Origin of the sequence: Nodosilinea sp. LEGE 06152, from assembly GCF_015207525.1 — a bacterium.
Classification (GTDB): Bacteria; Cyanobacteriota; Cyanobacteriia; order Phormidesmidales; family Phormidesmidaceae; genus Nodosilinea.
In genome coordinates this window covers 230,409-256,256 of sequence record NZ_JADEWR010000002.1, presented here as the reverse complement: position 1 = coordinate 256,256, position 25,848 = coordinate 230,409, and the positions used below count along the sequence as shown (strand labels likewise).

The following is a 25,848-nucleotide window of genomic DNA, read 5'->3' as shown; positions in this document are numbered from 1 at the left end:
GTCGCCTAAGCTGCCTCTAGCTGAGCACGGTGCTGCTCGATCAGGGCACAGCAGTCGGCTACGGGGGCGCGATCGCCCATAGCCGTTACCAATGCATCGAAAGCGTCGCGGTGCTTCTCCAGCAGAGTTTTGGCCTGAAGCGCGGCCCAGCGCTGTTTGAGCGGGGCTTCGGCGGGCGATCGCCCCAGGGTCTGCCAAAACAGGGCCAGCGTGGCGGTGTCGTTGCCGCCCCCCTGGGCGTCGCCGTAGATCATCTGCTCGGCGGCAATGCCCGCCATCCACACCTGGCAGTAGCGGTCAATGCTCTGAGGGGTGAGGCGGGCCAAGGCCGCTGGGTCGCTGGGGCCAAACACCACACCGCCCTGGCCGGGAATGCCCTGCTTCCAGGCTTCCCATGTGTTAAGGGTGTAGGCTTCAACCGGAATGTCGAGCAGCACCGCCGCCAAAAAGTGCCCAGCCTCGTGGTGTAGCACCCGCTGGCGGTGTTCAGGCGAGGCCCAGGCCACCGTATCCATCAAAATATCGCCGATGCGGCCACCTAGGCCCAGCTGATCGAGGCTAAATACCCCTAGCCCCACGGCGGCAAACACCGCCACCACGCCTGGCGACAGGTCGATAATCGGCCCCAGCAGGCTGGCCATAGTCACCCCAAAGATGACAATGGCAATGGTGTTGAGGGTGGTGTCGCGCATGTCGTCTCCCATCACTCCATCAATCGATACGTATGGATAGGCCCCAGCAGCATCTGCCGCTGGTCGGCGTTGCTCTATGGTAGCGAGGATGGGGAGCGAGGGCCAAGAACTCAGAAGATCCCGGCTTCTAGCTGTTTGGCGGTCTGCAGGCTGGTTTGGAGGCGATCGCGCCCCGACTCCGAGTGCTCAATCGGTATGCTCTCCAGCAGGGCTGGGAAGAACAGCGCCGTCCAGTCTGCGGGCAGGGGGCAGCGGGTACTACCCCGCCGCAGGATTACCCGCTGGGCCTCGGCATCCCAAACGAAGGCGCTGGCGGCACCGAGGGCGATCGCGGCCACGTAGGGTTCAGTGGGGCAGCTGGCTGAATCGGCTCCATTCAACCCAGGAGCGCGATAGTTGGGCCGGGCCACCGGCTGAAAGCCCACCCGATGGTCGTGGGCCTGAATGCCCAGCCGGGTCGCCTCCACCTGAATGCCCTCTACCCCCACCACAAACAGCAGGTCGCGGCGAAACTGGGCGCTGGGAAAGCCCACGTCCCGCAGCTCGGCGGGTAATGCGGGGCGCTCTACCCCCGCCGCCAGCAGCGCCCCCGTCAGCAAAATGCGCTGAAACCCGGCGGCGTCCCATTCCGTGATTAGGCCGTTGGCCAGAGCCTCCTGGTACAGGCGGGCCAGCGCCCGAACCCGAGGGGCATCGGCCACATCGACGGCGATCAGCTCCTGCACGTTGAGGGTTTCCTGGCCGTAGGCCCGCAGAGCCCCCTCGCTGCCCCCATAGACCGAAATATCGGGGGCTTCTCTGAGATAGATGGCGAGGCTGCGGCGAAAGGCACGGTAGCGCAAATCGCTGGGGTTGGCGGGGGCAAAGGCCTGGTCGAGCAGGCGGGCCAGGTGGGCCTGAAACCCCACGGCCTGCTTGAGCGTAGCGCTGACGCCAATATCCTGGTTGGCGGTAACCAGCGCAGCATAGAAGGCCTCGTGCAGCGTGGCCCCCTGCTGGGCCAGCTGCCGGTAGCCGCTGATATCGGTAGCGATCGCCCCCAGCCGGGCGGCCAGCAGCGGTTCTTTTTGAGCCAAAATTTGCCAAAAGCGGGGGCTAAAGGCGTGGTCTTTGAGCACCGCAAACACCATGCGATCGCCCCCCGCTGCCCGGTCTGCCCCAGACAGCATTTCGAGCAGCAGCAGGCGGCTGTTTTGGTAGGCCGCAGCCAGGCTGTAGCCCGCCTTCTCTTGGCGAGACACCAGCACCGACAGCGTGTTGCCGCCCGTGAGGTGGCCTGCCCCGCCAGGAAACAGCTGCTTGCCCATACCCACAGCGGCCCAGTCGCGATCGCTAAACTGCAGCAGGGCAAAGCTCAGGGCCGCCCGGTTCTCGGTGGCTAAGCTTCGCATTTTGCCTGTGATAGCGGTGCGCAGGGCGTGCTTGTCGAGCTCGTTTTGCTCAATCGAGGCGGCTAGCGATCGCAACGACTCAGGGTAAATGCCCTCGCCCTCAAACCGCATCATGCCCAGGGCCAGGGCGATCGCCCCCTCCTCGGCCCCGAAGGTGACGTTGGGTATCTTGGACATTAGCTCTGGGCTACTCGACAGCCGCCGACTGTCGAGCGAGGTGGAGGCATTGAGCTGCTTGAGCACCGCTAGACGGGCCAGCTGCCCCGTTTGCCCTGGCTGCGCCAGCAGCGGGCGGGTGAGCAACTGCTGCATCGACAACAGCTGCTCACCCGCCCAAAACGAGCCGACGGTGCCCGACCCCGCCGTAATGGGGCTGGCATCGGGGTGGCGCAGCAGCGGGTCGTGCAGGGTGCGCAGGGAGTGGTCAAGCATCCACAGGGGCTCGCCAGGGTCGAGCCCTGCCGCCTGGCTCGACTCGGCGTAGACCGGCACAAAATAATCTAAAAAGAAGCGATCGGTGTCGAAGCGGCTGCCCTGGCGGTAGCCCAGCAGTTGGTTCTGGGCCAGGTCGGCAGCGATCGCGGTGACGTAGGGGTTGGTCTGCAAGAACCAAAAAAACTTGCGATCGAGGGCGGGGCGCAGGCCACTGCCCAGAGCTCCGCTGGCCCGCTGGTAAGCGGTTTCAGACAAAGGCGGCACCACCGTGCCATCGCTGAGGGTAAACCAGGCCCCATCGTTGCGAAACTCATAGGTTGCCCCTTCAATTGGGCCAATCCAGTCGCGGGTGGGCAGCGCCTGGGCCTGCATGCCCAGCGTCACCGCCGTCAGGCCCAGGTCGATCGGCAGTCGACCGGGCGGCGTCAGGGCCGGGTCGGGCTGCACTACCACCGTAGGTTCATCAAATGGCCCTGTGATCCAGACCTGCCACTGCCAGGGCTGGCTGGGGTCTACGGGCAGGCGATCGCCCACAACGGCCCGCAACTGGTCGCTAGCCACGGGTGGCACCTGAGCGCTTAGGTCGTAGCCGGTTTTAGAGTCTAAGCTACCCGCTGCGCTGATCGTCAGGGGGCCGATTTGCAGATGGGTGTCGCTCAGGCTCACCCGCTGGCCCTGAAACGTCAGCGTGGTGTGTAGCGGGTCAACCGGGGCTGATAGCTGGCCCAGCTGGGCCTGGCTATCCTGCACCACCACTGTTCCCTCCAGGTTGAGGGCGGCCAGGGGAGATTTGGCGGCATTGGGCAGAGGGGTAGACAGGCTGACGTCGCTGTTGAGCGCCCCTGCCCGCAGGGTGATTGCCGAGGGCAGGGCCAGATTGAGACTGGCCAGGGGCAGGTTTTGCGTTTGCACACTGGCCTGGAGCGATCGCTGCCTCAGATCAACCGTACCGCTGGTCTGAACCTGGCCCGGCCCAAGTTGCCCAGCCAGCTCAAAAGCAACCTGACCAGGTTGGGGCCGATCAGAACGGCGAACCCTGGCCTGAATTTGTTGCAGCGTCAGGGACAAGCGCTGGCCGGAGGCCGTGGGGTTTGGTCTGGAGGTGTGTAGGGTGAGCGCGCCCGACTCAATCCGGAGAGTCTCTAGGCTGACCGAGCGATGGGAGGCGGCCCCGCTGTCTTGGCTCAGGCTGGGCCAGGCCCCATCTTCGGACAGCACCACCGAAAACTCTGGCCGCACCAGGGTTATCGCCGCCTGCCATTCACGCCGAGTCAGCAGTACCCACGGGTTAAAGGCGATCGCGATCGCGTCGATTTGCCCAGCCAGCGCCTCGGCCTCGGCCGGGGGAATAACGGTTTTGCCCAACCAGAGGCCGCGGTGGGAAACGCCGCGCAGGCCGCCCAGCTCAACCGATCGCCCGAGGGCGTCTGAGAGGGTTTGTTCTGCTGTGGAGTGAAGGCCTCTAAGCCCCAAGACCCCACTGAGAACAGCGCCAATGATGGCCCAGGGGGCTACCGCCTTTGCCGTTGTTTTTAACCATTCTGCTGGCCTATACCCAGAAAATTTTTGACGTGCAAGGGTCATATATCAGCGCCAGGCAGAATAGCTAAAACTATGTCAGTGACAGTTGAAAATGCCGTAAAACCTTTAGGCCCAGACCATCCCTAGGCCACAGGAAACGTCAGCGTCCTTGACCCTACACTGGCTTCGACTCCGCTCAGCCAACGCCCTTTTGAGTTGTCTCCTGGCCCTTCTGGGGTGGCTTCGCCAGCGACTTCGCGCAGGGGACGGTTGCGGTAGGCTGACGGCGCCAGTTGATTTGCTGTTTAAATCTACAGATCTACTGACGCCAGTTTACTCGCGGTCTACTCGCGTTACTCGCGATAGAAGGTTTCCAGGCTGATGCGATCGCCTACAAAGCGCCAGTGCCAGGGCTCGAAGGCCACCCCCTGAAAGTTGTCGGGCGGAAACGACAGCTCATAGCCGTACTGCACGGCGTTGGTGTCCAGCCACTCATAGGCGCGAGTGTTCTCAAAGTCGGCATTGAGGTTGGTGCCCGCCTGGTTGGCGTCGCCGATATCGATAGCGTAGCCGGTGTGGTGCTCGCTGTAGCCGGGCGGGGCACTCACCTCGGCGCGGGTTTGGGCATCCTGACCGCGCTCGGCCTTGAGGCCAAAGAATATTTGCTCCTGTTCCGCCTGGGAGCGAAAGCCTGACAGCGGCACCAGTCTGACTCCCTGGCGGGCGGCGGCGCGGGTCATGGCCTCGTACTCGGCCGCCGCCGTGGAGCGCAGCCGAATGCTGGCGTTGGCAGATAGCGTAACGAGCTCTTCGGCAGGAGCTTCGTCGTAGGCGCGGTGGTTGAGCAGGGTGCGGCTAGAGGGGGCCAGCTGTGTGGCAACAGCGCGGTTTTCCTCCAGGTCGCTGGCGGCGGGGGCGGCTCCGTCTGTTTCGGCGGCGGAGCGATTGATCATGGTTTCGAAAGGCTGAGCAAACTCAGCGGCAGAAAACCCGCTGGTCTGGTACCAGGCCACCAGACCCCCCGCGGCCAGAGCCAGCAGAGCCAGGCCCAGGGTTCGGCGCAGCAGTCGAGTGCGCCGCAGCCAGGAGGGTTGCTCTGACTCCGTAGAGTATAGAGGTACGTCGCGGGCCGCTTGGGGAATATCGTCAAGGGGAGACATGGTCATTCGCTTCCGGCAAAGCTCTACCCATTATGGCCCGCAACGCTGCGATCGCAACCTCTTGAGTCAGGCTGACGCCAAACTCCGGCCTCACCTGTCACAATCGCAGGGCAGAGTGTGGGTACAGGGTGGGTGCAGAGGTCGAGGGCAACGTACGTGCAGCAGAGTAACCGGAGTTATTGAGGGCCGCTATTGTGCCATCGCTTGAGGTATTGATGCGTCTGTATGGGCCAATTGGAGCGGGCATTTGCGCTGGCATCGCCCTGGGGGCTTTGCTGCAGCGCTTTGCCGCCGATTCGCCCGATTCGGCAAACCCCCTGGGGTTATATCAGCAGGTGCCCCTGCGGCTGGGGCGGTTTTTGTTTTGGCTGGGCATTCCCCTCAGCATTGTTGGGTTTATGCGGCGGGCCGACCTGTCGGGCAACCTGTACCTGGCTCCGGTAGTGGCCTGGGCCGCCATTTTGCTGGGGCTATTGTGTAGCCGTCTGTGGATTCGCCGTACGCCTCAGGCTCAGTGGCCACCGCCCACCCAGGGCAGCTTTTCGCTGGCGGCTATGCTGGGCAATACGGGCTATATCGGCTACCCGGTGGTGCTGCTGCTGCCCCAGCTGGGGGTGGGGGTGTTTGGCTGGGCTCTGTTTTATGACGCCCTGGGCACCCTGCTCGGCTCCTACGGGCTAGGGGCGATTTTGGCCTCCGAGATGGGCGGGCAACGGTACCTATCGGCCCAGCTTCGGCAGCGGCAATGGTTAACCAGGCTACGCGCCGTGGGGCAAAATCCAATTATTCTGGCTTTTGGCCTGGGCCTGGGGTTAAAAGCGATCGCCCTACCCGCCTGGCTCGACCAGGGGCTATACCAATTTGCTTGGGCCATCGTGATGCTGTCGCTGGTGCTGATGGGGCTGCGGATTCAGCAGCTTAGCTCATGGCACCACCTGCACCTGGCAACCGTGGCGGTGGCGATTAAGATGCTGGTACTGCCCCTGGCCGTGGGTATCGGCCTCACTCTGCTGGGGGTAGATGGCCCGCCCCGGCTGGTGATGATTTTGCAGGCGGGTATGCCGTGCGCGTTTTCAAACCTAGTGCTGGCCGAGGCCTACGACCTCGATCGCGATCTGTCGGTGACCTGTGTAGGGCTGAGTTCGGCCAGTCTGCTGTTGACCTTGCCCCTCTGGCTGTGGGCGTTTTCTGGGGAGTAATACCATGACCACCCGATGGCCAACGCCCGCTTGCCGGAGCGGCTTGCTGGTTTTTTCCCTGGCTGGGGTAATGGCCTGGGGCAACGTGCCGCTGGGCTGTGCAGCGCCTAGTCTGGCTCAGGTGCAAGACGCATCGCCCCGGCCCCTGCTGCGGCCAGGCGATCGCGGCGATCGAGTTAGCCAGCTGCAGCGAGAGCTGAAAAATCTAGGGCTTTACTCGGGGCCAATCGACGGTCTCTACGGGGCCGATACGGCTGCAGCGGTGCGATCGCTACAGCAGCAGCAGGGCATTGCCGCCGACGGCACTATGGGTGCCCAAACCTGGCCCGTCCTAAATGCCGCTCTGCGCCAGAGCATTTTGACGCTGCCCAGTCCGGCACTCGGGGCTCAAACCCTCGCCTTTACTCCCCTGGTGGTAGCCCGGCCTGCACCGCCTCCATCTGCTCTGTGGCTGGCGCTTATGCCCCTGGTGCCGATCGCGGGTGGTGCCCTAACCTACCTGCACCGACGCCTCAAGCACCAGCAGGTGTTTCGGCAGCGGCTGTCCCGACGGCGACGGCCCCCCCAGCCCTCCTGCTCTGGTAAGGGGCCTCAGTAAATTCTCTCGAATTTGAAAACAAGCAGCGGTAGCAGGACAGGCATGGCAGGCTAGTATTCGCCGTTCTCAACAGGCGGCTTGCGTAGGGGCAAACGGCGTTTGCCCAACCCAACCGGGGGTTAGCCAAAGCGGATTCAGTATGGGGTATACCCTTGCCGAGTTCTAGATCTCCTCGGTATCTAGCTGGCCAAGTTTCACTCTGTATCTCCCTAGATGAGAAAAGTAGAGGGGAGTATTGCGGTGTATTTCAACCGAATGAAATTTGTTACAGATGATACGAATCGCCCGTAATACTCTTGGCTGGCCCGAGGGCCAAATCTAAAGAAAAGGTACAAAAATGAGGGGGGTGCCCTGCCCCAGAGGTCACCATGAATAGGATTGATACAGGCTCAGGCATTGCTTGGGTTGATCTATAACCCATAGATAAACCTATAGATAGCTCGCCAATTTGACCAAATAGGTCAGCATAGCAATGCCGGCTGAGCAGAATTTATGCGCCGATTCACCGTCTAGTTGACCGGGCCAAAGATACGCCGCCAAGCGACGCCGTAGTGATCCTTGGTTGACCGCCCTTGGACGGCACGCGATCGGTAGGTTCTGACTAAGTGCTGAACGTTTACTCTCTGCCTGTATTAAGGCCTATCTGCCGTCTGCGCTACCCGTGCAGAATGTTGCAGGGTTTACTTTCTCACCCCTATCTACTGTTTCCTGGAGAGTCCTATGCTGACCGTTGCCGACATCATGACCCCTCACGTCACCACTATTGCCAGCGGGGCCACTGTGGCCGAGGCCATACACCTGATGCAGCATCGGCAGATTCGATCGCTCCTAGTCGAGCACCGCGCCCAGGATATGCCCTTGGGTATGGTAACCGAGCGCGATATTGTCTACACCGTTGTCGCCCGCGGCCACGACCCCGAAAAGGTGCTGGTGCAAGATATTATGCGCCAGCCCTGCATTTCGTTAACTCCCGGCCTCAGCATTCAAGAAGCCTCTCAGGTGCTATCCGACACTGGGGTACAGCGCGCCCCGGTCGTTCAGGATGGCGAGTTGCTGGGGGTGATTTCTGTCACTGATATTCTGATGCGGGGCATTCCGGTGCTGACCCTAAGCCACTAGGAAGGAAAAGGGTAGGGCAGACGAGGCCGAGATTACGGCCTCATTTGCCCTACCCTTCTAATGGAACTCGATTGGACAGCTCCGTCAGCCACCGCAGGCGATCGCGCACCTCATCGGTTAGCACCTCAGCCCGGTAGCGCCAGCCCCAGTTGCCGTCAGACTTTCCGGGGGTGTTCATGCGGCAGTCGCTGCCGTAGCCCAGCACGTCCTGCAGGGGCACGATCGCCTGGTTAGAGACCGACATCAGCGCCAGGCGAATTAGGGTCCAGTGAACGCCCTCAGGGCTGAGACAGCCGATGTACTCGATCAGGCGCTCGCGCTCGTGGTCGGGCATTTTTTCAAACCAGCCGACAGTGGTGTCGTTGTCGTGGGTGCCGGTGTAGACCACGCTGTTGGGCACGTAGTTAAAGGGCAGATAGGGGTTGGTGCTGTCGCCGCCAAAGGCAAAGTGCAGAATCTTCATGCCCGGAAACTCGAACTCGTCCCGCAGTGCCTCGACCTCAGGGGTAATCATGCCCAGGTCCTCGGCCATGACCGGTAGGGTGCCGAACTTCTGGCGCACAGTTTCAAACAGCTCCGTACCGGGGGCCTCAATCCACTGGCCGTTGATGGCGGTCTCTTCGCCAGCGGGCACGCCCCAGTAGGCCTGTAAGCCCCGGAAGTGATCAACCCGAATAATGTCTACATAGCCCAGCAGCGCGCTGACGCGCTGAATCCACCAGTTAAACTCTCGTTCTTTCAGCACGTCCCAGTTGTAGGTGGGGTTGCCCCAGAGCTGCCCGGTCTCGCTGAAGTAGTCGGGGGGCACTCCAGCCATCAGCGCTGGAGCCAGCGTTTCTTGGTCGAGCATGAAGTTGTCGGGGTAGGCCCATACATCGACACTGTCGTGGGCCACATAGATAGGAATGTCGCCGATGATCTGAATCTGGCGATCGCGAGCGTACTGCCGCAGCGACTGCCACTGGCGGTAAAACTCAAACTGCAAAAACCTGTGGCAAAAAATTTCGTTGGCCAGCTTTTCGCGCCATTGATCCATCGCTTCGGGTTCGCGCCGCGCCAGGGCGCTGGGCCACTCCGTCCAGCCCGCGCCGCCGTGGGCATCTTTCAGGGCCATAAAGAACGCAAACTCATCGACCCAGAAATGGCACTCTTCGCTGAACTGAGCCATGGCCGCGTGGTCTTCGTCGGAGGCGACTTCCTTAAACCGATTGGCAGCCCGCTCTAGCAGCCGCGTTTTGGCTGGAATCACCTCATCGAATGACACCCACTCAGCGGGCAGGTGCTCCAGCTCGTGGAGTTCATCGGGATAGAGCAGACCGCGATCGCACAGCACCTCCAGGCTGATCAGCAGCGGGTTGCCCGCCATCGCCGAATAGCACAGGTAAGGCGAGTTGCCGTGCCCCGTCGGCCCCAGGGGCAACACCTGCCAGAGCTGCTGGCGAGTATGCGCTAAAAAATCTATAAAACGATAGGCTTCTGGGCCTAGGTCGCCAATACCAAACCGACTGGGCAGCGACGTGGGGTGCAGCAAAATGCCGCTGGCTCTGGGAAAGGGCATAGCTCCCTCGGTGAAATTCCAGTTGACTTTAACACGGCCTTCAAGGGCAAGACGGCTACCCAGAGAGTTATTTTAGGTTCAACGAATTTTATATAAGGTCACTGTTTCATGACCGCCTACCGTAACCCTGCTCCCACCGTCGATATAGTTATTGAGCTACTGCACCACCCCCACCGCCCCATCGTGCTCATCGAGCGCCACCACGAGCCCCTGGGCTGGGCCTTACCCGGCGGCTTTGTCGACTACGGCGAAAGCGTCGAAACCGCCGCCCGCCGCGAAGCCCAAGAAGAAACCGGTCTCACCATCGAGCTAGTTGAGCAGTTTGCCGTCTACTCTGACCCCGATCGCGACCCCCGCAAGCACACCCTCAGCGTGGTCTTTTTAGCCACCGCCACCACCGACCCCGTCGCGGGCGATGACGCCAAAACCGCCGCCATCATCAACCCCTGGGAAACGCCCAAAAATCTTTGCTTTGATCACGATCGCATTTTGCGAGATTATTGGCAGTACCGCTTCTACGGGCGCAGGCCCCAGTTTGGCAGCTAATGGCAGCTAATTAGTTCGAAATTCAAAGTGCAAAGTGCAAAATTCACAGCCAATTCCCGTTTTGAATTTTGCATTCTTCACCCACCTACCCATCCACCCACCTACCCTCCCACCCCCATGCAGCGCACCATCATCAACACCCCCACCGCCCCCGCTCCCGTTGGCCCCTACAACCAGGCCGTGGCCGTGAGCGGGCAAATGCTCTTTGTCTCAGGTCAGGTTGCCCTCGATCCAGCCACGGGTGCGCTGGTGGGTGAAGGCGATGTGGTAGCTCAAACTGAGCAAGTGATCGCCAATTTGAAGGCCATTCTCACCGCTGCGGGGGCCAGTTTCGACAATGTGGTCAAAACCTCGGTGTTTCTCAAAGACATGAATGACTTTGGCACCGTCAACGAGGTCTATGCCAAGTATTTCGGCGGCGATAACGCTCCGGCCCGCGCCTGCGTCGAGGTATCGCGCCTACCCAAAGATGTCGCCGTCGAGATTGAATGCATTGCGGTGCTGTAGGGCAAGTACCGCCATTGCAACAAAACAAAAACCAGCCCTGGGTGTGCCGAGAGCCATACCCACGACAGAGCCCTTGAGACTTTTTAAGGTTTAGGCTGCTAGAGGTAGGCTCAGCAGGCTCTCTGCCATGTTCTCAGGTCAAAGCCAACCTCTAACCTCTGCTGAGTACTCTGCTCAGGCTACCCCTGCCCAACTGCGCCAGGAGCCGACCCACGAGGTACCCACTGAGATGCTTCCCCAACGCAATGACAGTAGCGACAACGTCGCCCTTACCCTGGGGTTGGCCAAACGGCTTAAACAGGAGGTCGATGGAGATTTGGTTCGCACCCACGACTTGACCCTTCAGGTGCAGACCCTACCCGACACTTCCCATTCAAATTGCTTTCCTGACCTGATGGTGCTTACCCCCGAATTGGTCGATCAGCTAGAGGGCAAACGCACCGCCATTACCCTTGAGATGTCAAATCCGCTGCTGGTGGTCGAGGTCGTTGGCGCTTACCCCAGCCCCTGCGACGACAACTATCGGCGCGACTACATCGAAAAGCGCCAGCAGTATGAGCAGCGCTGCGTTCCCGAATACTGGATTGTAGACCCCACCGCCGCTGAGGTCACTGTGCTGGCGCGGGTACCGCAGGATGGCTACCGAGGGCGATCGTTTCAGGGGCAGCAGCGGATCAAGTCGTCGGGTTTTCCAACTCTAGATTTGACCGTCGATGAGCTGCTTGCGCTGGGAGCCGAGTAGCATCAATCAGCCATTTCCTATGCTTAACTGGTGCGTGGGATGCTAGAACTCTACTTGGAGTATTGAGCATCCCCTGTGAAAGTTGCCTTCATTATCGACCCCATTCACCGCCTCGACCCCGGCCACGATACCAGCGTTGCCATGATGGAAGCGGCCCAGGTGCGCGGCCACGACGTCTGGATTATGGCGGCCAGTGCTCTCAGCGTGGTGGCTGGTAAAGCGCTGGCGCTGATGCAGCCGGTAAAGCTGACTCCCGTGCAGCTTGTCGACGGGCTTTGGGCCGCTGCCACTCCCTGGTTTGAGCTGGGTGAGGCGGTACAGCGTCCGCTGGAAGATATGGATGCAGTGTTTATGCGCACTGACCCACCCGTGACGGTGCCCTACCTCTACGCTACCTACATTCTCGACTACGTAGACCCGGCTAAAACTAAGGTAATCAACGCCCCTAGCGGGCTGCGGGCGGCTAACGAAAAAATGTATGCCCTGCAATTTACCGAGGCCATTCCAGAAACGATCGTTAGCCAGAGCAAGGCGGTGATTCGCGAAACTGTGGAGCGGTGGGGGTCGGCGGTACTCAAGCCCCTTGGCGGCAAGGCTGGAGAGGGCATTTTGTTTTTGCAGGCGGGCGATCGCAACCTCAACTCCATGGTCGAAATCAGCACCCAGCAGGGCAAAGAGCCGGTGATGGTGCAGACCTACCTACCCGCTGCCAAAGACGGCGATAAACGAATTATTTTGCTCAACGGTGAGCCCATTGGCGCGGTCAATCGCATTCCTACCGGCAGCGAGTTTCGCGGCAATATGGCGGTGGGCGGTCGGGTAGCCAAGGCAGACATCACCGATCGCGAACTTGATATCTGCCGCCAATTGGCCCCCACCCTCGTTCGCGACGGCCTCTACTTTGTGGGCATCGACGTGATCGGCGGCTACCTCACCGAGGTCAATGTCACCAGCCCCACCGGCATTCGCGAAATCGATCGCCTCAATGACGTGCGCCTGGGCGACCAGGTGATCGCCTGGGTCGAGCAGGGGTAAGTGTATTAGCCAAAGTACTGCTGGTGTTCTTCTGAGGCGAGCCAGTAGGCGCTGGCGGGTTCAATTTGGGTGACGATGGGTTTAGGGTAGTGGCCTGAGTCTTGCAGTTTATGTTTGGCCAGGCGAGCCGCTTGGCCCTGTTCTGCGGTGTGGTAAAAAATTACCGAGCGGTATTGCTCACCGCGATCGCCCCCCTGGCGGTTGAGGCTGGTGGGGTCGTGGATGCGCCAAAAGGTATCGAGCAGCGCTCCGTAGGAAATTTCGGCGGGGTTGAACTGCACCTGGCAGACCTCGGCATGGCCAGTAATGCGCGACAGCACATCCAAGTAGCAGGGGTGCTCGAAGTGGCCGCCCATATAGCCCACAGAAGTATCGACCACGCCGTCGAGCTTGCGAAAAGCGGCTTCTACTCCCCAAAAACACCCGGCCCCAAAGGTGGCGAGTTCAACAGTAGCAGTCATCGGTTTAGAACCTTTAGAAGAACGTTCACGTCTAATCCACCTTTAGTTGCCACCTTTAACTGCAGCAAAGAAGCTTTAGCTCCCCCACAATTACGGTCTTTAACTCGCTTGCTTGCGACTTCTGTTTTTCCCCTATAGGTTTGTCCTAATAAAACCGTAGGGGTTATCACCCATGCCTCTCCTGAAGAATCTACATTATGTTGTGATCATGGATAGAATTTCGTTCGTTCTTGTCATTCTGGCAACTGGGCTTGTTTTGTTACAGGCCCCGCAGTTGGTTTTGATGTTTAGTGCCATCTTGGGCATCTCAATTGCAGTGGTAAACCTATTTTGGATGCCCTGGAAACAGTAGGGCCATCGAGCCGCTCTTTCCGCAAAGGAGCCAGGGGCGGGGGTTAGGGAAAAAGCATGGTAACCGCCCCCTGAGCGGAGTCGAAGGGGATACCTCGGGTCGGTTTTGGCTTTCTCCCTTCAAGAGATGTTTCATGTAATGATTCTGCTCAGCCAGCATAGTTCTAAGGACACTGACAAAGCATGACTCGTTTCGTTCATGTCCCGTAAGATGGGCTAGGAAACAGCTCACCGTGCGTTTAGGTCTCCTATGTTTACTATTTTTGCTGGCTTGCTCGCGATCGCCCTATGGCTGACGCCAGTAGCCATGCCCGCTGCGGCTGCAACCCCCGTAGCTCCAGAGTTAGGGGCATTGCCAGGCTTACAGTTTGCTGGCGAAACGCCAGAATTAGGCGTCCAGAATGGCCAGTTGTCGCCCTGCCCGCAAACTCCCAACTGCTGGGTAAGCCAGGGTGCTGATGAAGCCCATGCGATCGCGCCCATTGACTATACCGGCGATCGCGCCACGGCTCGCGACCTGCTGCTCAAGGTGCTAAAGGTCGTGCCTCGAACTGAGGTTGTGGCGCAAACCGATGACTACATTCGCGCCAAATCAACCAGTCGTCTGCTGGGGTTTGTCGATGATTTGGAGTTTTATTTGCCCTCAGAAGAGCATCTCATTCACCTGCGATCGGCCGCGCGGTTAGGAGAATCTGACCTGGGCGTAAATCGGCGACGGCTAGAGCAAATTCGGCTTGCACTAAAAGATTTAGGAATCTAAGCAGGATTGCGGTTGCGCTCTCCCAAGGGTAAAGGCCCAGAGGGACGCTGAGCTGGCCCATAGTGGAGTCGGTGAAGTTGGCATGCCCCAGCACAGTGTGGAGCAACCTGTGGCCGTACCGATTGACGCCGTACTAAGCAACTCCACCTAGGGCTAGACGTTACTCCCGGTTTGGTTGCCTAAGCTAAAAGTGGCTCTCAACCTGACACTGCCGGTTCTAGCCCAATGACGTGAGTGGTGGGTCAGCGTAGACCTAAGTACCCAAGTTGGTAGATGTCACAGAATTTCTGCCTTTAAACCAAGCAGTGAACTGTAGCCGCAAGGATGCGTTCGATAGCTTAAACCCGTCAATTGTCGAAGGCGTGAACCGAAGCAAGCTAAACCGAGAGCATTGGAAATCTAAACCCGATATTCAAGGAGAATAAGCATGGCTGAACAACTTAAAAACCGCAGGGTAGCGATTCTAGCCACCGATGGATTTGAGCAAGTAGAACTAACCGAGCCGAAACAGGCTTTAGAAGCCGCCGGAGCCCAGGTTCACGTTATTGCTCCCGAGGGAGACTCTATTCAAGGCTGGAACCACCACGACAAAGGTGACAAAGTAACGGTCGATCGCACCCTTGATCAGGTCAAAGCCAGTGACTACGACGCGCTCGTCCTACCGGGTGGGGTTTTGAATCCTGACCAGCTTAGAACCAATGAGCAGGCGGTTCAATTTGTGCGGGCGTTTTTTGCCGACAGCAAGCCCGTTGCCTCAATTTGCCACGGCCCCTGGACCCTGGTTGAAGCCGACGTTGTTAAGGGGCGTAGGGTAACATCCTGGCCCTCCTTAAAGACCGACCTCAGCAATGCCGGTGCCACCTGGGTGGATCAAGAGGTTGTAGTCGATCAGGGTTTAGTTACCAGCCGCAACCCTCACGATTTGCCCGCTTTTAACAGCAAGATCGTGGAGGAATTTTGTGAGGGCAAACACCTGGCCCAGGCCCAGTCGGCGTAATGCCTCTGCGGTTAAACCACAGTCATCGGCTTGCGCTACCTTCACAAACTGGTGCTGAGCTAGCATTAACAACAGGTATGGTTATTGATGCTGAGTTGAGTTTGTCGAAATGGTCAATGGCGCAGCTGCGATCGCAATGTGTTTTCCGCTCGTTGGTTTGGTGACCGCCTGGCCCGCGCAGGCGGCTAGCACTCCAGCTAGGGTGGTTCTTACCGAGGTAGCGCCTGGGCTACTGGCTCAGACGCCTATCGAGCAGGCCGCACTACAGCGCCAAAGAGCCGCCCTTCTCTACAACCGGGGAGAATTGACGGGAGCCGCGGCCCTGCTCGAACCGTCGCTGGCGGCCTACTTACAGGGCACTGATCCAAATCAAATTCAGCAAACGGCTTCCTTTTTGGGCCTTGTCTACGCAGAACTCGGCAATGCGGCGTTGGAGAGCGGCAATTTAGCCGCTGCCCTTAGCTACTACCAGCAGCAAATCGACGCCCTCGCCGTTGGGTTTAACCGAGCTGCTGAAGTTGAAGCTTTGGTTAGCGCCGGTCAGGTGGCGACTCAGCTGGGGCAATCGGCTCTGGCTCAGGGGTACCTCCAAACCGGGCTGAGCATTGCCCAAGAGATAGGCAATCAAATTTTGATTCAGCAGGTTCAAAGCCTGTTGAATAGCTAGCCTTGGGCAGTAGACGCGTTAAGCACACAGATGTTTAACCGTGCAAAATAAGGCTAGGGGACAAGGCAAAAATTCCCAGCGTTATTCAATAGTTTTAGAAAAAGCCTTTGTGCTTGCACTACCGTCGTTGTTGAGGGCCGGCAAAACCAGAGCCACGGTTTATCCCATCCGGTATGAGAAACCCCGATCCAAAATAGGTACCTCGTAGGGGCGTTGCACTGCAACGCCCCTACCAACCGGGGGTAGTTATATTAGGATCTGGTACCAAACGTTATACAGGACTCATTGCGCGAGTCAAGGCGAAAAAAGAGGATAAGCCATGCCGCCAGACGTTACTAGCGCAGAGGTGAGCCTCGTCACCCTCTCAGGGCTGACTGCAGCTGGGCTAGCGGTTGTTCACCTGTTGGCTAAAAATCTGCGGTTTTTACGGGCGGTTCCTCGCAGTCGCTGGCTCTCGTTTGGCAGCGGCGTGTCGGTGGCCTATGTTTTCATTCACATTTTGCCTGAACTCCACGAACAGCAAGAATCCATTCAAGCAACGCTGAATCGACAGCTTTTATTTGTAGAAAACCACGTGTACTTGATTGCTCTGCTGGGGGTCGCTGTCTTTTATGGGCTGGAACGGCTGATTAAGCAATCGCGGCAGCAAAATCAAGCCGAGGGAGAAGGGGATGTGGCCGAACGCCATGTTTTCGGCATTCATATGGCCTCTTTTGCTCTGTACAACGCCCTGATTGGCTATTTGCTGATACATCGAGAAAGTCCGGATCTGGCCAGTCTGTTTACCTTTGCCATTGCCATGGGGCTGCATTTTGTGGTCAATGACTACGGTCTGCGGCAGGACCACAGGCACAACTATGACCACACCGGGCGGTGGGTTTTGGCGGCGGCTATTTTGGTGGGCTGGGCGATCGGGGCGAGTACCAAGATTCACCAGGCGGCCCTTGCGGTTCTCTTTGCCTTCTTGGCGGGCGGCATTATTCTCAACGTGCTCAAAGAAGAACTGCCGGAAGAGCGCAAAAGCCACTTCGGCTCCTTTGCGATTGGGGCAGCGGGCTACACCATGCTGCTGCTGGCCATTTAGGCGAGGTTAGTGTGGGGGCTGGGCGCGCAATTTCTGACCGCTCCATCGCGATCGCCCCTCTGTCCGGGCTCCTAGGAGACACCACCAAAAAACTCAAGTTCAAGTGTACTATTGAACCTGAGGGTCAAGATGAGGTGGCCATGTCAAACCTGCTGTTGATTGAAAGCCCCGGCAAACTGAAGAAGCTGGGGCAAATTCTAGGCCCAGACTGGGTGATTAAGGCCAGCATGGGGCACATCCGCGAACTGGCCAACGACGGTGACGATGCCCTGGGCTTTGACCTGGGCGCAACCGAAATCGCCTGTCGCTACCAGCCCCGCGACGACCGCGCTAAGAAGGTGCTGGCTGAGCTGCGCCAGGCGGTCAAAAAGGCCGATCGCGTCTACATCGCCACCGACCCCGACCGCGAAGGAGAAACCATCGGCTGGCACCTGCAGCAGGCGCTTAACCTGCGCCATCCCCAGCGCGTCGTCTACAGCGAGATTACGCCCCAAGCGGTGAGAGCCGCGATCGCCCGGCCTCGCACCCTCGATCAAAACCTGGTGGATGCCGGTCGCGCCCGCGATTGCCTCGACAAGCTAGTTGGCTACACCGGCAGTCGTCACGTGGTGTGGCCGTTGCACAACGGGGCAAAATCGATGGGTCGAGTTCAGAGTGCGGCCCTGCATTTGCTTTGCAAGCGCGAGCGTGAGATTCAGGCCTTTACGCCCCAAGACTACTGGAGCGTTTGGGTAAGCTACCGCGAGGGGTTCAAAGCCTTCTACCGCAGCAGTCCCAAGCCGCAGCGAAAGTCGGCTTCGGAAACCGACGAGAAAGGGCTTGAGAAGGGAGCCGAGAAAGAGTCGGAACGGGTGACTTCCCAGCAGCGGGCCGATGAACTGGTGGCGATCGCTCAAAACCACCCTCACCAAGTGCTCCAAATTGAGGGCAAGCAAGCCACCCAATCGCCGCCGCCCCCGTTTGTTACCTCAACCCTGCAACAGGCGGCGGGCTCTAAGCTGCACTTCAGCCCCGAGCACACTATGAAGGTGGCCCAGGCCCTCTACGAAAAGGGGCACATCACCTACATGCGCACCGATTCTATAATCCTCTCGGCCCCCTTTCGGGCCTCGGTGCAGCAGTATCTCCAGCAGCACGACCCCACCAACGTGCCGCGCCAGACCACTCAGCACCGGGCGGTAAAAGGCTCGCAAGAGGCCCACGAAGCGATTCGCCCCACCGACGTTAACCACCTGCCCCAGCAGCTCCAGCGCGACCTCACCGCCGAGCAGTTTCGCCTTTACGAGCTGATCTGGAACCGGGCGGTGGCCTCTCAGTGTGCCCCGGCTCGTCTCCGCAAGACCCGCATTGTCACCCAGTCGGGCCAGGCCTACTGGGAAGCCCGAGGGCAGGTGCTGGAGTTCGCCGGATACACCCGCTACTGGAACAACCTCAGCGCTGACTCTGTACTGCCAGCGCTGACCCAGGGGCAGTCGCTGCAGCTAGAGCAGGCTCAGGCCGATGCCAAGCAAACCCAACCGCCGCCCCGCTACAGCGAACCCAAGCTGGTGAAGCTGATGGAGCAGAAGGGTATTGGCCGACCCAGCACCTACGCCCCCACCATCAAAACCCTGCGCCAGCGAGAATACGTAGACTTGCTCCAGGGCAAGCTGCAGCCGACCGCCCTGGGGCTAGAGCTAGACGGCGCTTTGGCAACGCTGCTGCCAGACCTAATTCAGCCAGAGTTTACCGCCCAGATGGAGACGGCCCTGGATGCGATCGCAGCGGGCGAGCAGGAGTGGCAAACCTACCTGATCGGCTGGAACCGGAGCTACTTTGGGCCTGCGATCGCCCAAGCCAAATCGCAGCTGCTCTCCCTGCCCACCTTTGCCGAAAAGCCGCCCACCCCCGGTGAAAAGCCCGCCGCTCAACCCGCATCCTCCAGCGCAAAGCCTACCAAAACTAAGTGTCCCACTTGTGGGGAGGCGATGAACAAAGTGCCGTCGCGCTCCAAAAAGCTCAAGACCAAGCACTTTCTCAAGTGCTCTGGCTCCGGCTGCGGCACCGTCATGTTCTGGAATGCCAAAGCCAAGCGCTACGAGTTGCCGCGCCAGGCTACCCAACCAGCTCAGTTTACCGATAACCCCTGCCCCATCTGCGGTGCCCTGTTAGAGCGCTACGCCTATACCAAAGACGGGCAAGACAAAGTCATGCTGCGCTGCTCGCTGCTCGAAAATCGGCGCGGCAAGTGCAAAGAGGTCGCCTTTTTCCAGAGCCGAGGCGAGTTCTGGTCGCCCAAGTTTGGCACCCTGACCATAGCCGAGCCTGACGCTACAGCCGCTCCTTCAGGGAAGCGACGCCTGGACTAGCGCACAGGAGTTATGGAAATCCGATTTGGTAAACCCGACTCCATAACCAAAAATTCTGTAGGGGCGTAGCATGCTACGCCCCTACCAGAGGATTCCGCCTGCCAGAGTATCCAAACTAAATCGACTGTTGAAAGAAGCCGAGCCTAGCCCAGGGCGTCTAGCAGCTGTGCCCTAGCGCTCTCCAGCGCCTCAGGCAGCTTGCTGGCGTCGCGCCCGCCTGCCTGGGCCAGGTTAGGTCGCCCGCCGCCGCCGCCGCCCGTGATTTTAGCGATGCCGCCGATGAACTTGCCCGCCTGGAGCTTTTGCTCAATCACCTCAGGGCTAAAGGCTGCCACCAGGCTAACCTTCTCGGGCTCAGGTACAGACCCCAGCACCACGGCCCCGGCCCCCAGCTTTTGCAGCAGGCGCTCGGCGGCGGTCTTGAGTGCTTCGGCGCTGACCCCCTCCAGCTCCGCCACAATAACTTTGACGGCACCCACCGCTTCGGCACTGGCCAGTAGTTGGTCAGACTTGAGCACCGCCAGCTCCGACTTCAGCAATTCCAGCTCTTTCTGCGCGGTCTTGAGGTCGCTTTGCAGGATGGTAACGCGATCGCTGAGTTCCTCCGGCTTGGCCTTAAAGCGATCGCTCAAATCGCGCACCACCGCATCGCGCACGTTCAAATACTCCAGTACGGCGGGGCCAGCTACCGCCTCAATCCGTCGAGTGCCTGAGGCCACCCCGGTCTCGGAAATGATTTTGAACAGGCCAATCTCGGCGGTGTTGCTGACGTGGGTGCCGCCGCACAGCTCCATCGACACGCCGGGGAAGTCGATCACGCGCACCTCGGCGCTGTACTTTTCGCCAAACATGGCGATCGCGCCCTTAGCCTTAGCCTCTTCCAGCGCCATCACGGTGACATCCCCCTGGTGGCCCTCGGCGATCCAGGTGTTGACCTGCTCTTCCACCTGCTGCACTTCCTCAGGGGTCAGAGCGCGGGGGCAGTTGAAGTCAAACCGAAGGCGATCGAAGGCTACCAGCGAACCGGCCTGCGAAATGTCGGGGTCAACCAATTTCCTCAGCGCTGCCTGCAAGAGGTGAGTGGCGGTGTGGTTGGCCTGGGCGCGGCGACGGCAGGCGCGATCGATTTGCGCCGACACCTGATCGCCCACGTTCAGCGAACCCCGCTCAACTTTGCCGAAGTGGACGAAGAAATCGCCGTCTTTTTTCACATCGTGGACCCGAATCAGCAGGTCGTCACCCGACAGGTAGCCGCGGTCGCCCACCTGACCGCCCGACTCGGCGTAGAACGGCGTCTGGTTCAGCACCACCTGAGCCTCTTGGCCCGCCGCGATCGCCTGCACCGACTCGCCGCCGACCAGCAGCGCTTCGACTGTGCTGGTGCTGCTGGTGTCTTTGTAGCCCAAAAACTCGGTCGAGTGAATGTGCTCCGCCAGGCTGTCCAGGCTGCCCTGCACGGTCAGGTCAATGGTTTCATGGGCGTCTTTGGAGCGCTGGCGCTGCTCTTCCATCGCCGTTTCAAACCCGGCCACATCGACCGTGAGCCCCTGCTCTTCGGCCACTTCCTGGGTCAGCTCTAGCGGAAAGCCGTAGGTGTCGTAGAGCACGAAGGCATCGGTGCCCGCAATCTGCTTGGTCTTCGAGCCGCTCTCGCGCTTGAGAATGTCGGCCAGCAGCTTCTCGCCCCGCTCCAGGGTTTCCAGAAAGCGGGCTTCCTCGCGATCGAGTTCGGCTTTGATCTGGGCCTCGCGCTGCCGCGTATTGGGAAACGGTTCCTCCGCAAGCTGAATCGCCGTCTCAGCCACTTTACTAATAAACCCGCCCTCAATACCAATCAGCCGCCCGTGGCGCACCACCCGCCGAATCAGCCGCCGCAAAATGTAGCCCCGGCCCACGTTGGAGGCGGTAATGCCGTCGGCAATCATGTGAACCACCGCCCGCACGTGGTCGCCAATCACTTTGAGCGAAACTTTGGTCTTCTCGTCAGCCTTGGCATAATCCAACCCAGCCAGATCCGCCGCCGTCTTGATAATCGGCAAGATCAGGTCAGTTTCGTAGTTGTTGGGCACCTGCTGCAAAATCTGGGCCATCCGCTCCAGTCCCAACCCGGTGTCGATGTTCTGGTTTTGCAGCGGTGTCAGGTTGCCCTCGGCATCCCGGTTGTACTGCATAAACACCAGGTTGTAGAACTCGATGAAGCGCGAGTCGTCTTCGAGATCAATCTTGTCATCCCCTAGCTCAGGATGAAAGTCGTAGTAGATCTCCGAGCAGGGGCCACAGGGGCCGGTGGGGCCAGAGGCCCAGAAGTTGTCGGCCTCATCCATGCGCTGAATGCGGTGGGCGGGAATGCCGACCTGGTCGCGCCAGATAGCAAAGGCGTCATCGTCTTCGCGAAACACGCTGACCACCAGGCGATCGGGCGGTAGCTTAAAGACTTCGGTAGACAGCTCCCAGGCCCAGGCGATCGCCTGCTCCTTAAAATAATCGCCAAAGCTGAAGTTGCCCAGCATCTCAAAAAAGGTGTGGTGACGCGCCGTGCGGCCCACGTTCTCAATGTCGTTGGTGCGAATGCACTTCTGCGAGGTGGTGGCGCGATCGACATCTGCCGCCCGCTGGCCCAAAAAGATGGGCTTGAACTGCAGCATCCCCGCGATCGTCAGCAGCACGGTGGGGTCTTCGGGCACCAGCGACGCGCTTGGTTTAATGGCGTGGCCCCGCGCCGCGTAAAACTCCAGAAACGTCTGGCGAATCTGCGCGCCGGTCATTTTAGTGGAGATTGAGCTGGGGGACTTTGCCATGGGACGGGGGAAGGGGTGGATGGGTAGGGGGTGGATGGGTAGGCGAGTCGGTTAACCGTAGGGTGCATTAGCGCAGCCATGCACCATCTGGTGGATCTTCGCCAAGGAATGTGTTTAGGGCAGGAAGGATCAACCTCATCTGACTTAATCAACTTTTAGGTTGAATAATCAACTCTGCCCGAATTTCTATTTTGACCGATGATTGCGGATTGCGAAGATAACTGGAGTAGATATTTGTGTAACTGAGTCACGCGATCGCCCTAACCAGGCCGCTAGCTAGCGATTTACTGCCATGTCCCACGACCAAGCCCAGCCAAATGCATTAGAGGGCGGCTGTCGCCCCACGCTCTACATGTCAGCAGAACTGCTGGCGGCCATTGAGGCCCAGTGTGAAGTAGAGGGGGGCCGCAAGCGATCGCCCTTTGTGGCCGAAATTCTGGAGCTGCTGCTGACCAGCGATATTGGGCAGCACCTGCGAGCCAGCGCCCAAGCTCAGCAGCGATCGCTGCTGAGCGAGCTACAGGCCAACTTGATCCTGTTTAATCCATACATTCCGACCGATCGCATTGTGGAGCTAGCGACAAAAAGCCAGCGTTACCCCGACCAAATGCTGGTGCGCCTGGTGCTGCTAGGGCTGCAACTTTACGAGCCAGCTATAGCGCTGATGGAAGCTAAGATCGAGGGTGGGCAGATTGGGGAGCGCTGAGGGCGATGGCCAACGCTTTGCTGTCCCTCGTTCCAGTGCTCTGCGTTGGAACGAGGAGGTGGCGAATACTGAACTGGAATTTCAAGCTCTGTAGCAATTTTGACTTGATTTAGAGACCTGAATGGAGTACGTTACTCAGCTATGGCTGTGTGCGTGCAGTCTGAGCTTCCCAAAAATTTGGTCTAACGCCACTGGAAGGTGCTACCAACACCAACCAGCGGCTAACCCCGTCGACTGATCACCCAGTCTCGGAGGCTAAGGTAAATTTTACCTGGCCGCCCCGAACTGCACATGTCTGGGGCGGCCAAGTTTTTGGGATTCCTTACCTACTTAGAAAAGGAATCCCTGAACTATGTTGTGTTTACCTTATCTGGTGTCGTCGGCCCGTCGGGGTGAGGCGACCAATCCACTGCTGCTGTCAAATCCAGAAACCCAGCTAGGGCGCGAGCGATTGCGCCATTTGGTGATTGGCTCACCCGAGGGGGTGCGAGGGGTTATCAACTACCTGCATCTGCTCCAGTACGCCGAGCAGCGAGAGTGGAGCCAGTTCGTGACAATCCCACCGTCTGGGATTCTGATTACTCCAGAGCAAGGCGAAGTGTTTAGTCTGCTGAGGCGCGATAGACAGATAGACAGGTAGACTGACAATCAACCAGACCCTCAGGTTTGCGAATACTCTGGGGGTCCGATGACAAGCTTTTAGTCAAGTAAGCCTCATCTGTACAGGAGGGTGTAAACCCGCTGAGGTTAAAAGTCTCCGCAAGTTCACGACGCCTGGGCGATTTAGGGATAGGGCTTTAATCGTGGCACGACCGCAAGAGGTTTGCCCTACCCCTTGGGCGGCATCTATATCCCAGACAAAGTGCTCATGCCAGGCTTACTGGCGAGGGTTAAACAGAGCAACAGCTTCGCCAGTCAGTGGATCGATGTCAGTAGTCTTGGTGTGCTTGCGGCCATTGCAGCCATCGCATTTGCAACCACGAGCGATGCACCATTTAGTGGATCTTCGCCAAAGTAGCTAGCTGTTCAGGGCAAGGGGAGTAATTAACCTTACCTGAACTTCTATTTTGACCGCCGATTGCGGGTTGCGAGGATTGCCAGGTCAGATCGTTGTAGGCAAGATTATAGGAACGCCGCGATCGCAGCAGGGGCAGCATCGATGACTCGAGAAACGGTGAAGTTTTGGCAGGTGCCCGAGGCCGACGATCTGGAGCTGCTGCGGGCCACCTACATTCGCCACAGCTTTGCTCGCCACACCCACGACACCTTTGCCGTGGGTGTGATTCAGCAGGGCACGGAGGTGTTTGCCTATCGTGGGGCGACCCATAGGGCACCGACCGGCAGCGTGGTATTGATCAACCCCGGCGAACCCCACACGGGCCACGCGGCCGACGCCTCGGGCTGGACCTATCGCATGCTCTACCCGGCGGTCAGTCTGCTGCAGCGCTCAATAGCGGAGACTGTGGCGGGCGCAATCTATTTTCCAGAGCCAGTGGTGCATGACCCGTCTCTGCGGGGGTGGATGCTGCGATCGCACCAGGCCCTAGAGCAAAATGTCCCCCGGCTCGAACAAGACTCGCGCCTGCTGTGGACTTTTGCCCAATTGGTTGCCCGCCACGCAGACCAACAGCCCCGCTGGCGATCGCCGGGCCGCGAAACCCGCGCGATCGCCCAGGCGCGCGAATACTTAGAGGCGCACTATAGCGAGAACGTCTCGCTGGACGAGCTGGCGGCGATCGCCCACCTCAGCCCCTTTTACTTTTTGCGAGTGTTTCGCCAGCAGGTAGGGCTGCCGCCCCACGGCTACCTCAACCAGGTGCGCTTGCGGCAGGCCAAGCGCTTGCTGGGCCAGGGCAGGGCGATCGCAACGGTGGCCCACTTGACCGGCTTTGCCGACCAGAGCCACCTGACTCGGCAGTTTAAACGCACCTGGGGGGTGACGCCAGGGCAGTACCAACAGCGCAATTTTGTTCAAGATTAGAGCGATCAACCGGCGATAGGCTAAGCCCACAAACGGTTTGCGGTCTGTGGGTTTTGGGTTTCGGGTTTTGGGTTTCGGGCCTTGCACCCGTACACCGTAGACCTTGCACCGTAGACCTTGCACTGTCCCCCCCAACGTCTTCTATCTATTCTCCCCCACCTACCTATCAGCGCTATGAAAGAATTTTTGCAGGGGTGCAGCCGCGCCCTGGGCATTGTGGCCGGTTTTTTGCCCATTGCCATGAGCTTTGGAGCGATCTCGGTGCAGGCGGGGCTGCCCGCTACCGCCGCCCTGGGCATGTCGGCCTGGCTGTTTGCTGGGGCCGCGCAGTTTGCCGCCGTCGAAGCCTTTCGCCAGGGGCTGTCGGGCTGGAGCATTCTGCTCACCATTTTCATCATCAACCTGCGCCATATTCCCATGAGCCTGGCGGCCCAAAAGCTCTACGGCAAATTTGGCCGCTGGCAGCAGTGGCTGTTGACCCACGGGATGATCGACGAAACCTTCGCCCTAGAGCTATCTGATCGCTCCCACCCGTTCCCCTACTACCTGGGCATTCACCTGTCGTGCTGGGGAGCCTGGGTGACGGGCACGGCTCTGGGCTGCTGGGTGGGGCTGCAGCTGCCCGAGCGGTGGCTCCAGTTTGCCCTGCCAGCCCTGTTTATTTGTCTGCTGTGCGGCGGTCTGCAAGGCCACTGGAACCGGGATGCCGCCATTGCGATCGCCGTAGGCATAGCCATCACTCTGATCGCCCAACCCCTCGGCTCTACCGGGCTGCTGCTGGCGATTGTGGCGATCGCCCTGGTGGTCTCGCGACTGCCGGGCCTGCAAACTCTATCGGAGGATCGGCCATGACGATGGGCTGGGTCATTTTTCTTGCCGGACTGGGCACCTACGCCATGCGCAGCACTGGCCTTTGGGTATCGGCCCAGGTGGTGCAGCTGCGCTGGCTGGGCTACCTGCCTTTGGCGGTGATTTTGGTCATGGCGGTGAGCAGTGTTTCGAGCCTGACGGGCATAGGACAGTCAGGGACAGGGCAGACAACGCTTGCCGCCGTAGCCGCCAGCACCGTTGTGGTGGCGGCCAACCTCAAGCAACTGCCGCTGGTGGTTTGTATCGCTCTAGGTTGTGCTGCTTTTGGGCTGGTGTCTAGCTATGGCTTGCCCTAGGGGCAAAACCTGACTTAGCTACAGGC

At 59.5% G+C, this 25,848-nt stretch carries 23 protein-coding genes; 17 read left to right on the top strand and 6 right to left on the bottom strand.

Features of this window, described 5'->3' with window-relative positions; translation table 11 throughout:
• Positions 1 to 5 precede the first annotated feature (5 nt).
• The 3 genes from IQ265_RS03650 to IQ265_RS03640 all read right to left on the bottom strand — a co-directional run bounded on the left by IQ265_RS03650 (position 6) and on the right by IQ265_RS03640 (position 5,199).
• Positions 6 to 704, bottom strand: coding sequence for an ATP-dependent Zn protease (locus tag IQ265_RS03650; RefSeq protein WP_228037542.1), 699 nt, complete (start codon positions 702 to 704; stop codon positions 6 to 8).
• 98 nt (positions 705 to 802) lie between these two features.
• Positions 803 to 4,102 (bottom strand): DUF748 domain-containing protein, encoded by a 3,300-nt coding sequence (locus IQ265_RS03645; RefSeq protein ID WP_194050830.1) that lies wholly within the window; start codon positions 4,100 to 4,102, stop codon positions 803 to 805.
• A 290-nt stretch (positions 4,103 to 4,392) separates the two neighbouring features.
• On the bottom strand, positions 4,393 to 5,199 hold the full coding sequence (locus tag IQ265_RS03640) for a M15 family metallopeptidase (protein ID WP_228037541.1): 807 nt from the start codon (positions 5,197 to 5,199) through the stop codon (positions 4,393 to 4,395).
• Positions 5,200 to 5,393: 194 nt separating this feature from the next.
• Here IQ265_RS03640 and IQ265_RS03635 point away from each other — a divergent pair, with 194 nt between their 5' ends.
• The 3 genes from IQ265_RS03635 (at position 5,394) to IQ265_RS03625 (ending at position 8,115) form a co-directional block, all read left to right on the top strand.
• On the top strand, positions 5,394 to 6,398 hold the full coding sequence (locus IQ265_RS03635; RefSeq protein WP_347404906.1) for an AEC family transporter: 1,005 nt from the start codon (positions 5,394 to 5,396) through the stop codon (positions 6,396 to 6,398).
• A 4-nt stretch (positions 6,399 to 6,402) separates the two neighbouring features.
• Positions 6,403 to 6,996 carry a peptidoglycan-binding domain-containing protein gene (locus IQ265_RS03630; protein WP_194050828.1) on the top strand — a complete coding sequence of 198 codons (594 nt, stop codon included), beginning with the start codon at positions 6,403 to 6,405 and terminating at the stop codon, positions 6,994 to 6,996.
• A 720-nt stretch (positions 6,997 to 7,716) separates the two neighbouring features.
• Positions 7,717 to 8,115, top strand: a complete 399-nt coding sequence (locus IQ265_RS03625) for a CBS domain-containing protein (RefSeq protein ID WP_194050827.1) — start codon at positions 7,717 to 7,719, stop codon at positions 8,113 to 8,115.
• 49 nt (positions 8,116 to 8,164) lie between these two features.
• Here IQ265_RS03625 and malQ read toward each other — a convergent pair whose 3' ends face one another.
• Complete coding sequence (gene malQ / locus IQ265_RS03620; protein WP_194050826.1) at positions 8,165 to 9,673, bottom strand: 4-alpha-glucanotransferase; 1,509 nt, start codon at positions 9,671 to 9,673, stop codon at positions 8,165 to 8,167.
• A gap of 108 nt (positions 9,674 to 9,781) precedes the next feature.
• On the opposite strand from malQ, the gene IQ265_RS03615 reads away from it, so the two are divergent.
• From IQ265_RS03615 to gshB, 4 genes are all read left to right on the top strand, one after another.
• Positions 9,782 to 10,219 (top strand): NUDIX hydrolase, encoded by a 438-nt coding sequence (locus IQ265_RS03615; RefSeq protein WP_194050825.1) that lies wholly within the window; start codon positions 9,782 to 9,784, stop codon positions 10,217 to 10,219.
• Between the two features lie 117 nt (positions 10,220 to 10,336).
• Positions 10,337 to 10,726, top strand: coding sequence for a RidA family protein (locus IQ265_RS03610; protein ID WP_194050824.1), 390 nt, complete (start codon positions 10,337 to 10,339; stop codon positions 10,724 to 10,726).
• Positions 10,727 to 10,853: 127 nt separating this feature from the next.
• Positions 10,854 to 11,468 (top strand): Uma2 family endonuclease, encoded by a 615-nt coding sequence (locus IQ265_RS03605; protein ID WP_194050823.1) that lies wholly within the window; start codon positions 10,854 to 10,856, stop codon positions 11,466 to 11,468.
• Between the two features lie 75 nt (positions 11,469 to 11,543).
• Positions 11,544 to 12,503 (top strand): glutathione synthase, encoded by a 960-nt coding sequence (gshB, locus tag IQ265_RS03600; RefSeq protein ID WP_194050822.1) that lies wholly within the window; start codon positions 11,544 to 11,546, stop codon positions 12,501 to 12,503.
• A 5-nt stretch (positions 12,504 to 12,508) separates the two neighbouring features.
• Here gshB and msrA read toward each other — a convergent pair whose 3' ends face one another.
• Complete coding sequence (msrA, locus tag IQ265_RS03595; protein ID WP_194050821.1) at positions 12,509 to 12,964, bottom strand: peptide-methionine (S)-S-oxide reductase MsrA; 456 nt, start codon at positions 12,962 to 12,964, stop codon at positions 12,509 to 12,511.
• A gap of 601 nt (positions 12,965 to 13,565) precedes the next feature.
• On the opposite strand from msrA, the gene IQ265_RS03590 reads away from it, so the two are divergent.
• The 5 genes from IQ265_RS03590 (at position 13,566) to topA (ending at position 19,171) form a co-directional block, all read left to right on the top strand.
• On the top strand, positions 13,566 to 14,075 hold the full coding sequence (locus IQ265_RS03590) for a DUF1499 domain-containing protein (protein ID WP_194050820.1): 510 nt from the start codon (positions 13,566 to 13,568) through the stop codon (positions 14,073 to 14,075).
• A gap of 427 nt (positions 14,076 to 14,502) precedes the next feature.
• Positions 14,503 to 15,072, top strand: a complete 570-nt coding sequence (locus IQ265_RS03585; protein ID WP_194050819.1) for a type 1 glutamine amidotransferase domain-containing protein — start codon at positions 14,503 to 14,505, stop codon at positions 15,070 to 15,072.
• A gap of 109 nt (positions 15,073 to 15,181) precedes the next feature.
• Entirely contained in the window at positions 15,182 to 15,739 is a 558-nt protein-coding gene (locus IQ265_RS03580; protein ID WP_194050818.1) for a hypothetical protein, read from the top strand.
• Positions 15,740 to 16,058: 319 nt separating this feature from the next.
• A complete protein-coding gene (locus tag IQ265_RS03575; protein WP_194050817.1) occupies positions 16,059 to 16,823 on the top strand; it encodes a hypothetical protein in 765 nt (254 codons plus the stop codon).
• Positions 16,824 to 16,963: 140 nt separating this feature from the next.
• On the top strand, positions 16,964 to 19,171 hold the full coding sequence (gene topA, locus IQ265_RS03570; RefSeq protein WP_194050816.1) for a type I DNA topoisomerase: 2,208 nt from the start codon (positions 16,964 to 16,966) through the stop codon (positions 19,169 to 19,171).
• A gap of 143 nt (positions 19,172 to 19,314) precedes the next feature.
• Here the strand turns inward: topA and alaS are convergent, their stop codons facing one another.
• On the bottom strand, positions 19,315 to 21,969 hold the full coding sequence (gene alaS, locus IQ265_RS03565; RefSeq protein WP_194050815.1) for an alanine--tRNA ligase: 2,655 nt from the start codon (positions 21,967 to 21,969) through the stop codon (positions 19,315 to 19,317).
• 292 nt (positions 21,970 to 22,261) lie between these two features.
• On the opposite strand from alaS, the gene IQ265_RS03560 reads away from it, so the two are divergent.
• The 5 genes from IQ265_RS03560 (at position 22,262) to IQ265_RS03540 (ending at position 25,822) form a co-directional block, all read left to right on the top strand.
• Positions 22,262 to 22,675 (top strand): hypothetical protein, encoded by a 414-nt coding sequence (locus IQ265_RS03560; protein ID WP_194050814.1) that lies wholly within the window; start codon positions 22,262 to 22,264, stop codon positions 22,673 to 22,675.
• A gap of 352 nt (positions 22,676 to 23,027) precedes the next feature.
• Positions 23,028 to 23,315: a hypothetical protein gene (locus IQ265_RS03555; RefSeq protein ID WP_194050813.1), complete on the top strand. Its 288-nt coding sequence runs from the start codon at positions 23,028 to 23,030 to the stop codon at positions 23,313 to 23,315.
• Between the two features lie 519 nt (positions 23,316 to 23,834).
• A complete protein-coding gene (locus IQ265_RS03550; protein ID WP_194050812.1) occupies positions 23,835 to 24,656 on the top strand; it encodes an AraC family transcriptional regulator in 822 nt (273 codons plus the stop codon).
• 174 nt (positions 24,657 to 24,830) lie between these two features.
• Positions 24,831 to 25,508, top strand: a complete 678-nt coding sequence (locus IQ265_RS03545) for an AzlC family ABC transporter permease (RefSeq protein ID WP_194050811.1) — start codon at positions 24,831 to 24,833, stop codon at positions 25,506 to 25,508.
• Positions 25,505 to 25,822 carry an AzlD domain-containing protein gene (locus tag IQ265_RS03540; protein ID WP_194050810.1) on the top strand — a complete coding sequence of 106 codons (318 nt, stop codon included), beginning with the start codon at positions 25,505 to 25,507 and terminating at the stop codon, positions 25,820 to 25,822. Before IQ265_RS03545 ends, IQ265_RS03540 begins: the two co-directional genes overlap by 4 nt.
• Positions 25,823 to 25,848: the final 26 nt, after the last annotated feature.

Excerpts from the sequence above, each read along its gene's own strand:
- IQ265_RS03650 (WP_228037542.1), bottom strand. The coding sequence starts at position 704 with ATGGGAGACGACATGCGCGACACCACCCTCAACACCATTGCCATTGTC.
- IQ265_RS03645 (WP_194050830.1), bottom strand. The coding sequence starts at position 4,102 with ATGACCCTTGCACGTCAAAAATTTTCTGGGTATAGGCCAGCAGAATGG.
- IQ265_RS03640 (WP_228037541.1), bottom strand. The coding sequence starts at position 5,199 with ATGTCTCCCCTTGACGATATTCCCCAAGCGGCCCGCGACGTACCTCTA.
- IQ265_RS03630 (WP_194050828.1), top strand. The coding sequence starts at position 6,403 with ATGACCACCCGATGGCCAACGCCCGCTTGCCGGAGCGGCTTGCTGGTT.
- IQ265_RS03625 (WP_194050827.1), top strand. The coding sequence starts at position 7,717 with ATGCTGACCGTTGCCGACATCATGACCCCTCACGTCACCACTATTGCC.
- malQ (WP_194050826.1), bottom strand. The coding sequence starts at position 9,673 with ATGCCCTTTCCCAGAGCCAGCGGCATTTTGCTGCACCCCACGTCGCTG.
- IQ265_RS03615 (WP_194050825.1), top strand. The coding sequence starts at position 9,782 with ATGACCGCCTACCGTAACCCTGCTCCCACCGTCGATATAGTTATTGAG.
- IQ265_RS03610 (WP_194050824.1), top strand. The coding sequence starts at position 10,337 with ATGCAGCGCACCATCATCAACACCCCCACCGCCCCCGCTCCCGTTGGC.
- IQ265_RS03605 (WP_194050823.1), top strand. The coding sequence starts at position 10,854 with ATGTTCTCAGGTCAAAGCCAACCTCTAACCTCTGCTGAGTACTCTGCT.
- msrA (WP_194050821.1), bottom strand. The coding sequence starts at position 12,964 with ATGACTGCTACTGTTGAACTCGCCACCTTTGGGGCCGGGTGTTTTTGG.
- IQ265_RS03590 (WP_194050820.1), top strand. The coding sequence starts at position 13,566 with ATGTTTACTATTTTTGCTGGCTTGCTCGCGATCGCCCTATGGCTGACG.
- IQ265_RS03585 (WP_194050819.1), top strand. The coding sequence starts at position 14,503 with ATGGCTGAACAACTTAAAAACCGCAGGGTAGCGATTCTAGCCACCGAT.
- IQ265_RS03580 (WP_194050818.1), top strand. The coding sequence starts at position 15,182 with ATGGTCAATGGCGCAGCTGCGATCGCAATGTGTTTTCCGCTCGTTGGT.
- IQ265_RS03575 (WP_194050817.1), top strand. The coding sequence starts at position 16,059 with ATGCCGCCAGACGTTACTAGCGCAGAGGTGAGCCTCGTCACCCTCTCA.
- topA (WP_194050816.1), top strand. The coding sequence starts at position 16,964 with ATGTCAAACCTGCTGTTGATTGAAAGCCCCGGCAAACTGAAGAAGCTG.
- alaS (WP_194050815.1), bottom strand. The coding sequence starts at position 21,969 with ATGGCAAAGTCCCCCAGCTCAATCTCCACTAAAATGACCGGCGCGCAG.
- IQ265_RS03560 (WP_194050814.1), top strand. The coding sequence starts at position 22,262 with ATGTCCCACGACCAAGCCCAGCCAAATGCATTAGAGGGCGGCTGTCGC.
- IQ265_RS03555 (WP_194050813.1), top strand. The coding sequence starts at position 23,028 with ATGTTGTGTTTACCTTATCTGGTGTCGTCGGCCCGTCGGGGTGAGGCG.
- IQ265_RS03550 (WP_194050812.1), top strand. The coding sequence starts at position 23,835 with ATGACTCGAGAAACGGTGAAGTTTTGGCAGGTGCCCGAGGCCGACGAT.
- IQ265_RS03545 (WP_194050811.1), top strand. The coding sequence starts at position 24,831 with ATGAAAGAATTTTTGCAGGGGTGCAGCCGCGCCCTGGGCATTGTGGCC.
- IQ265_RS03540 (WP_194050810.1), top strand. The coding sequence starts at position 25,505 with ATGACGATGGGCTGGGTCATTTTTCTTGCCGGACTGGGCACCTACGCC.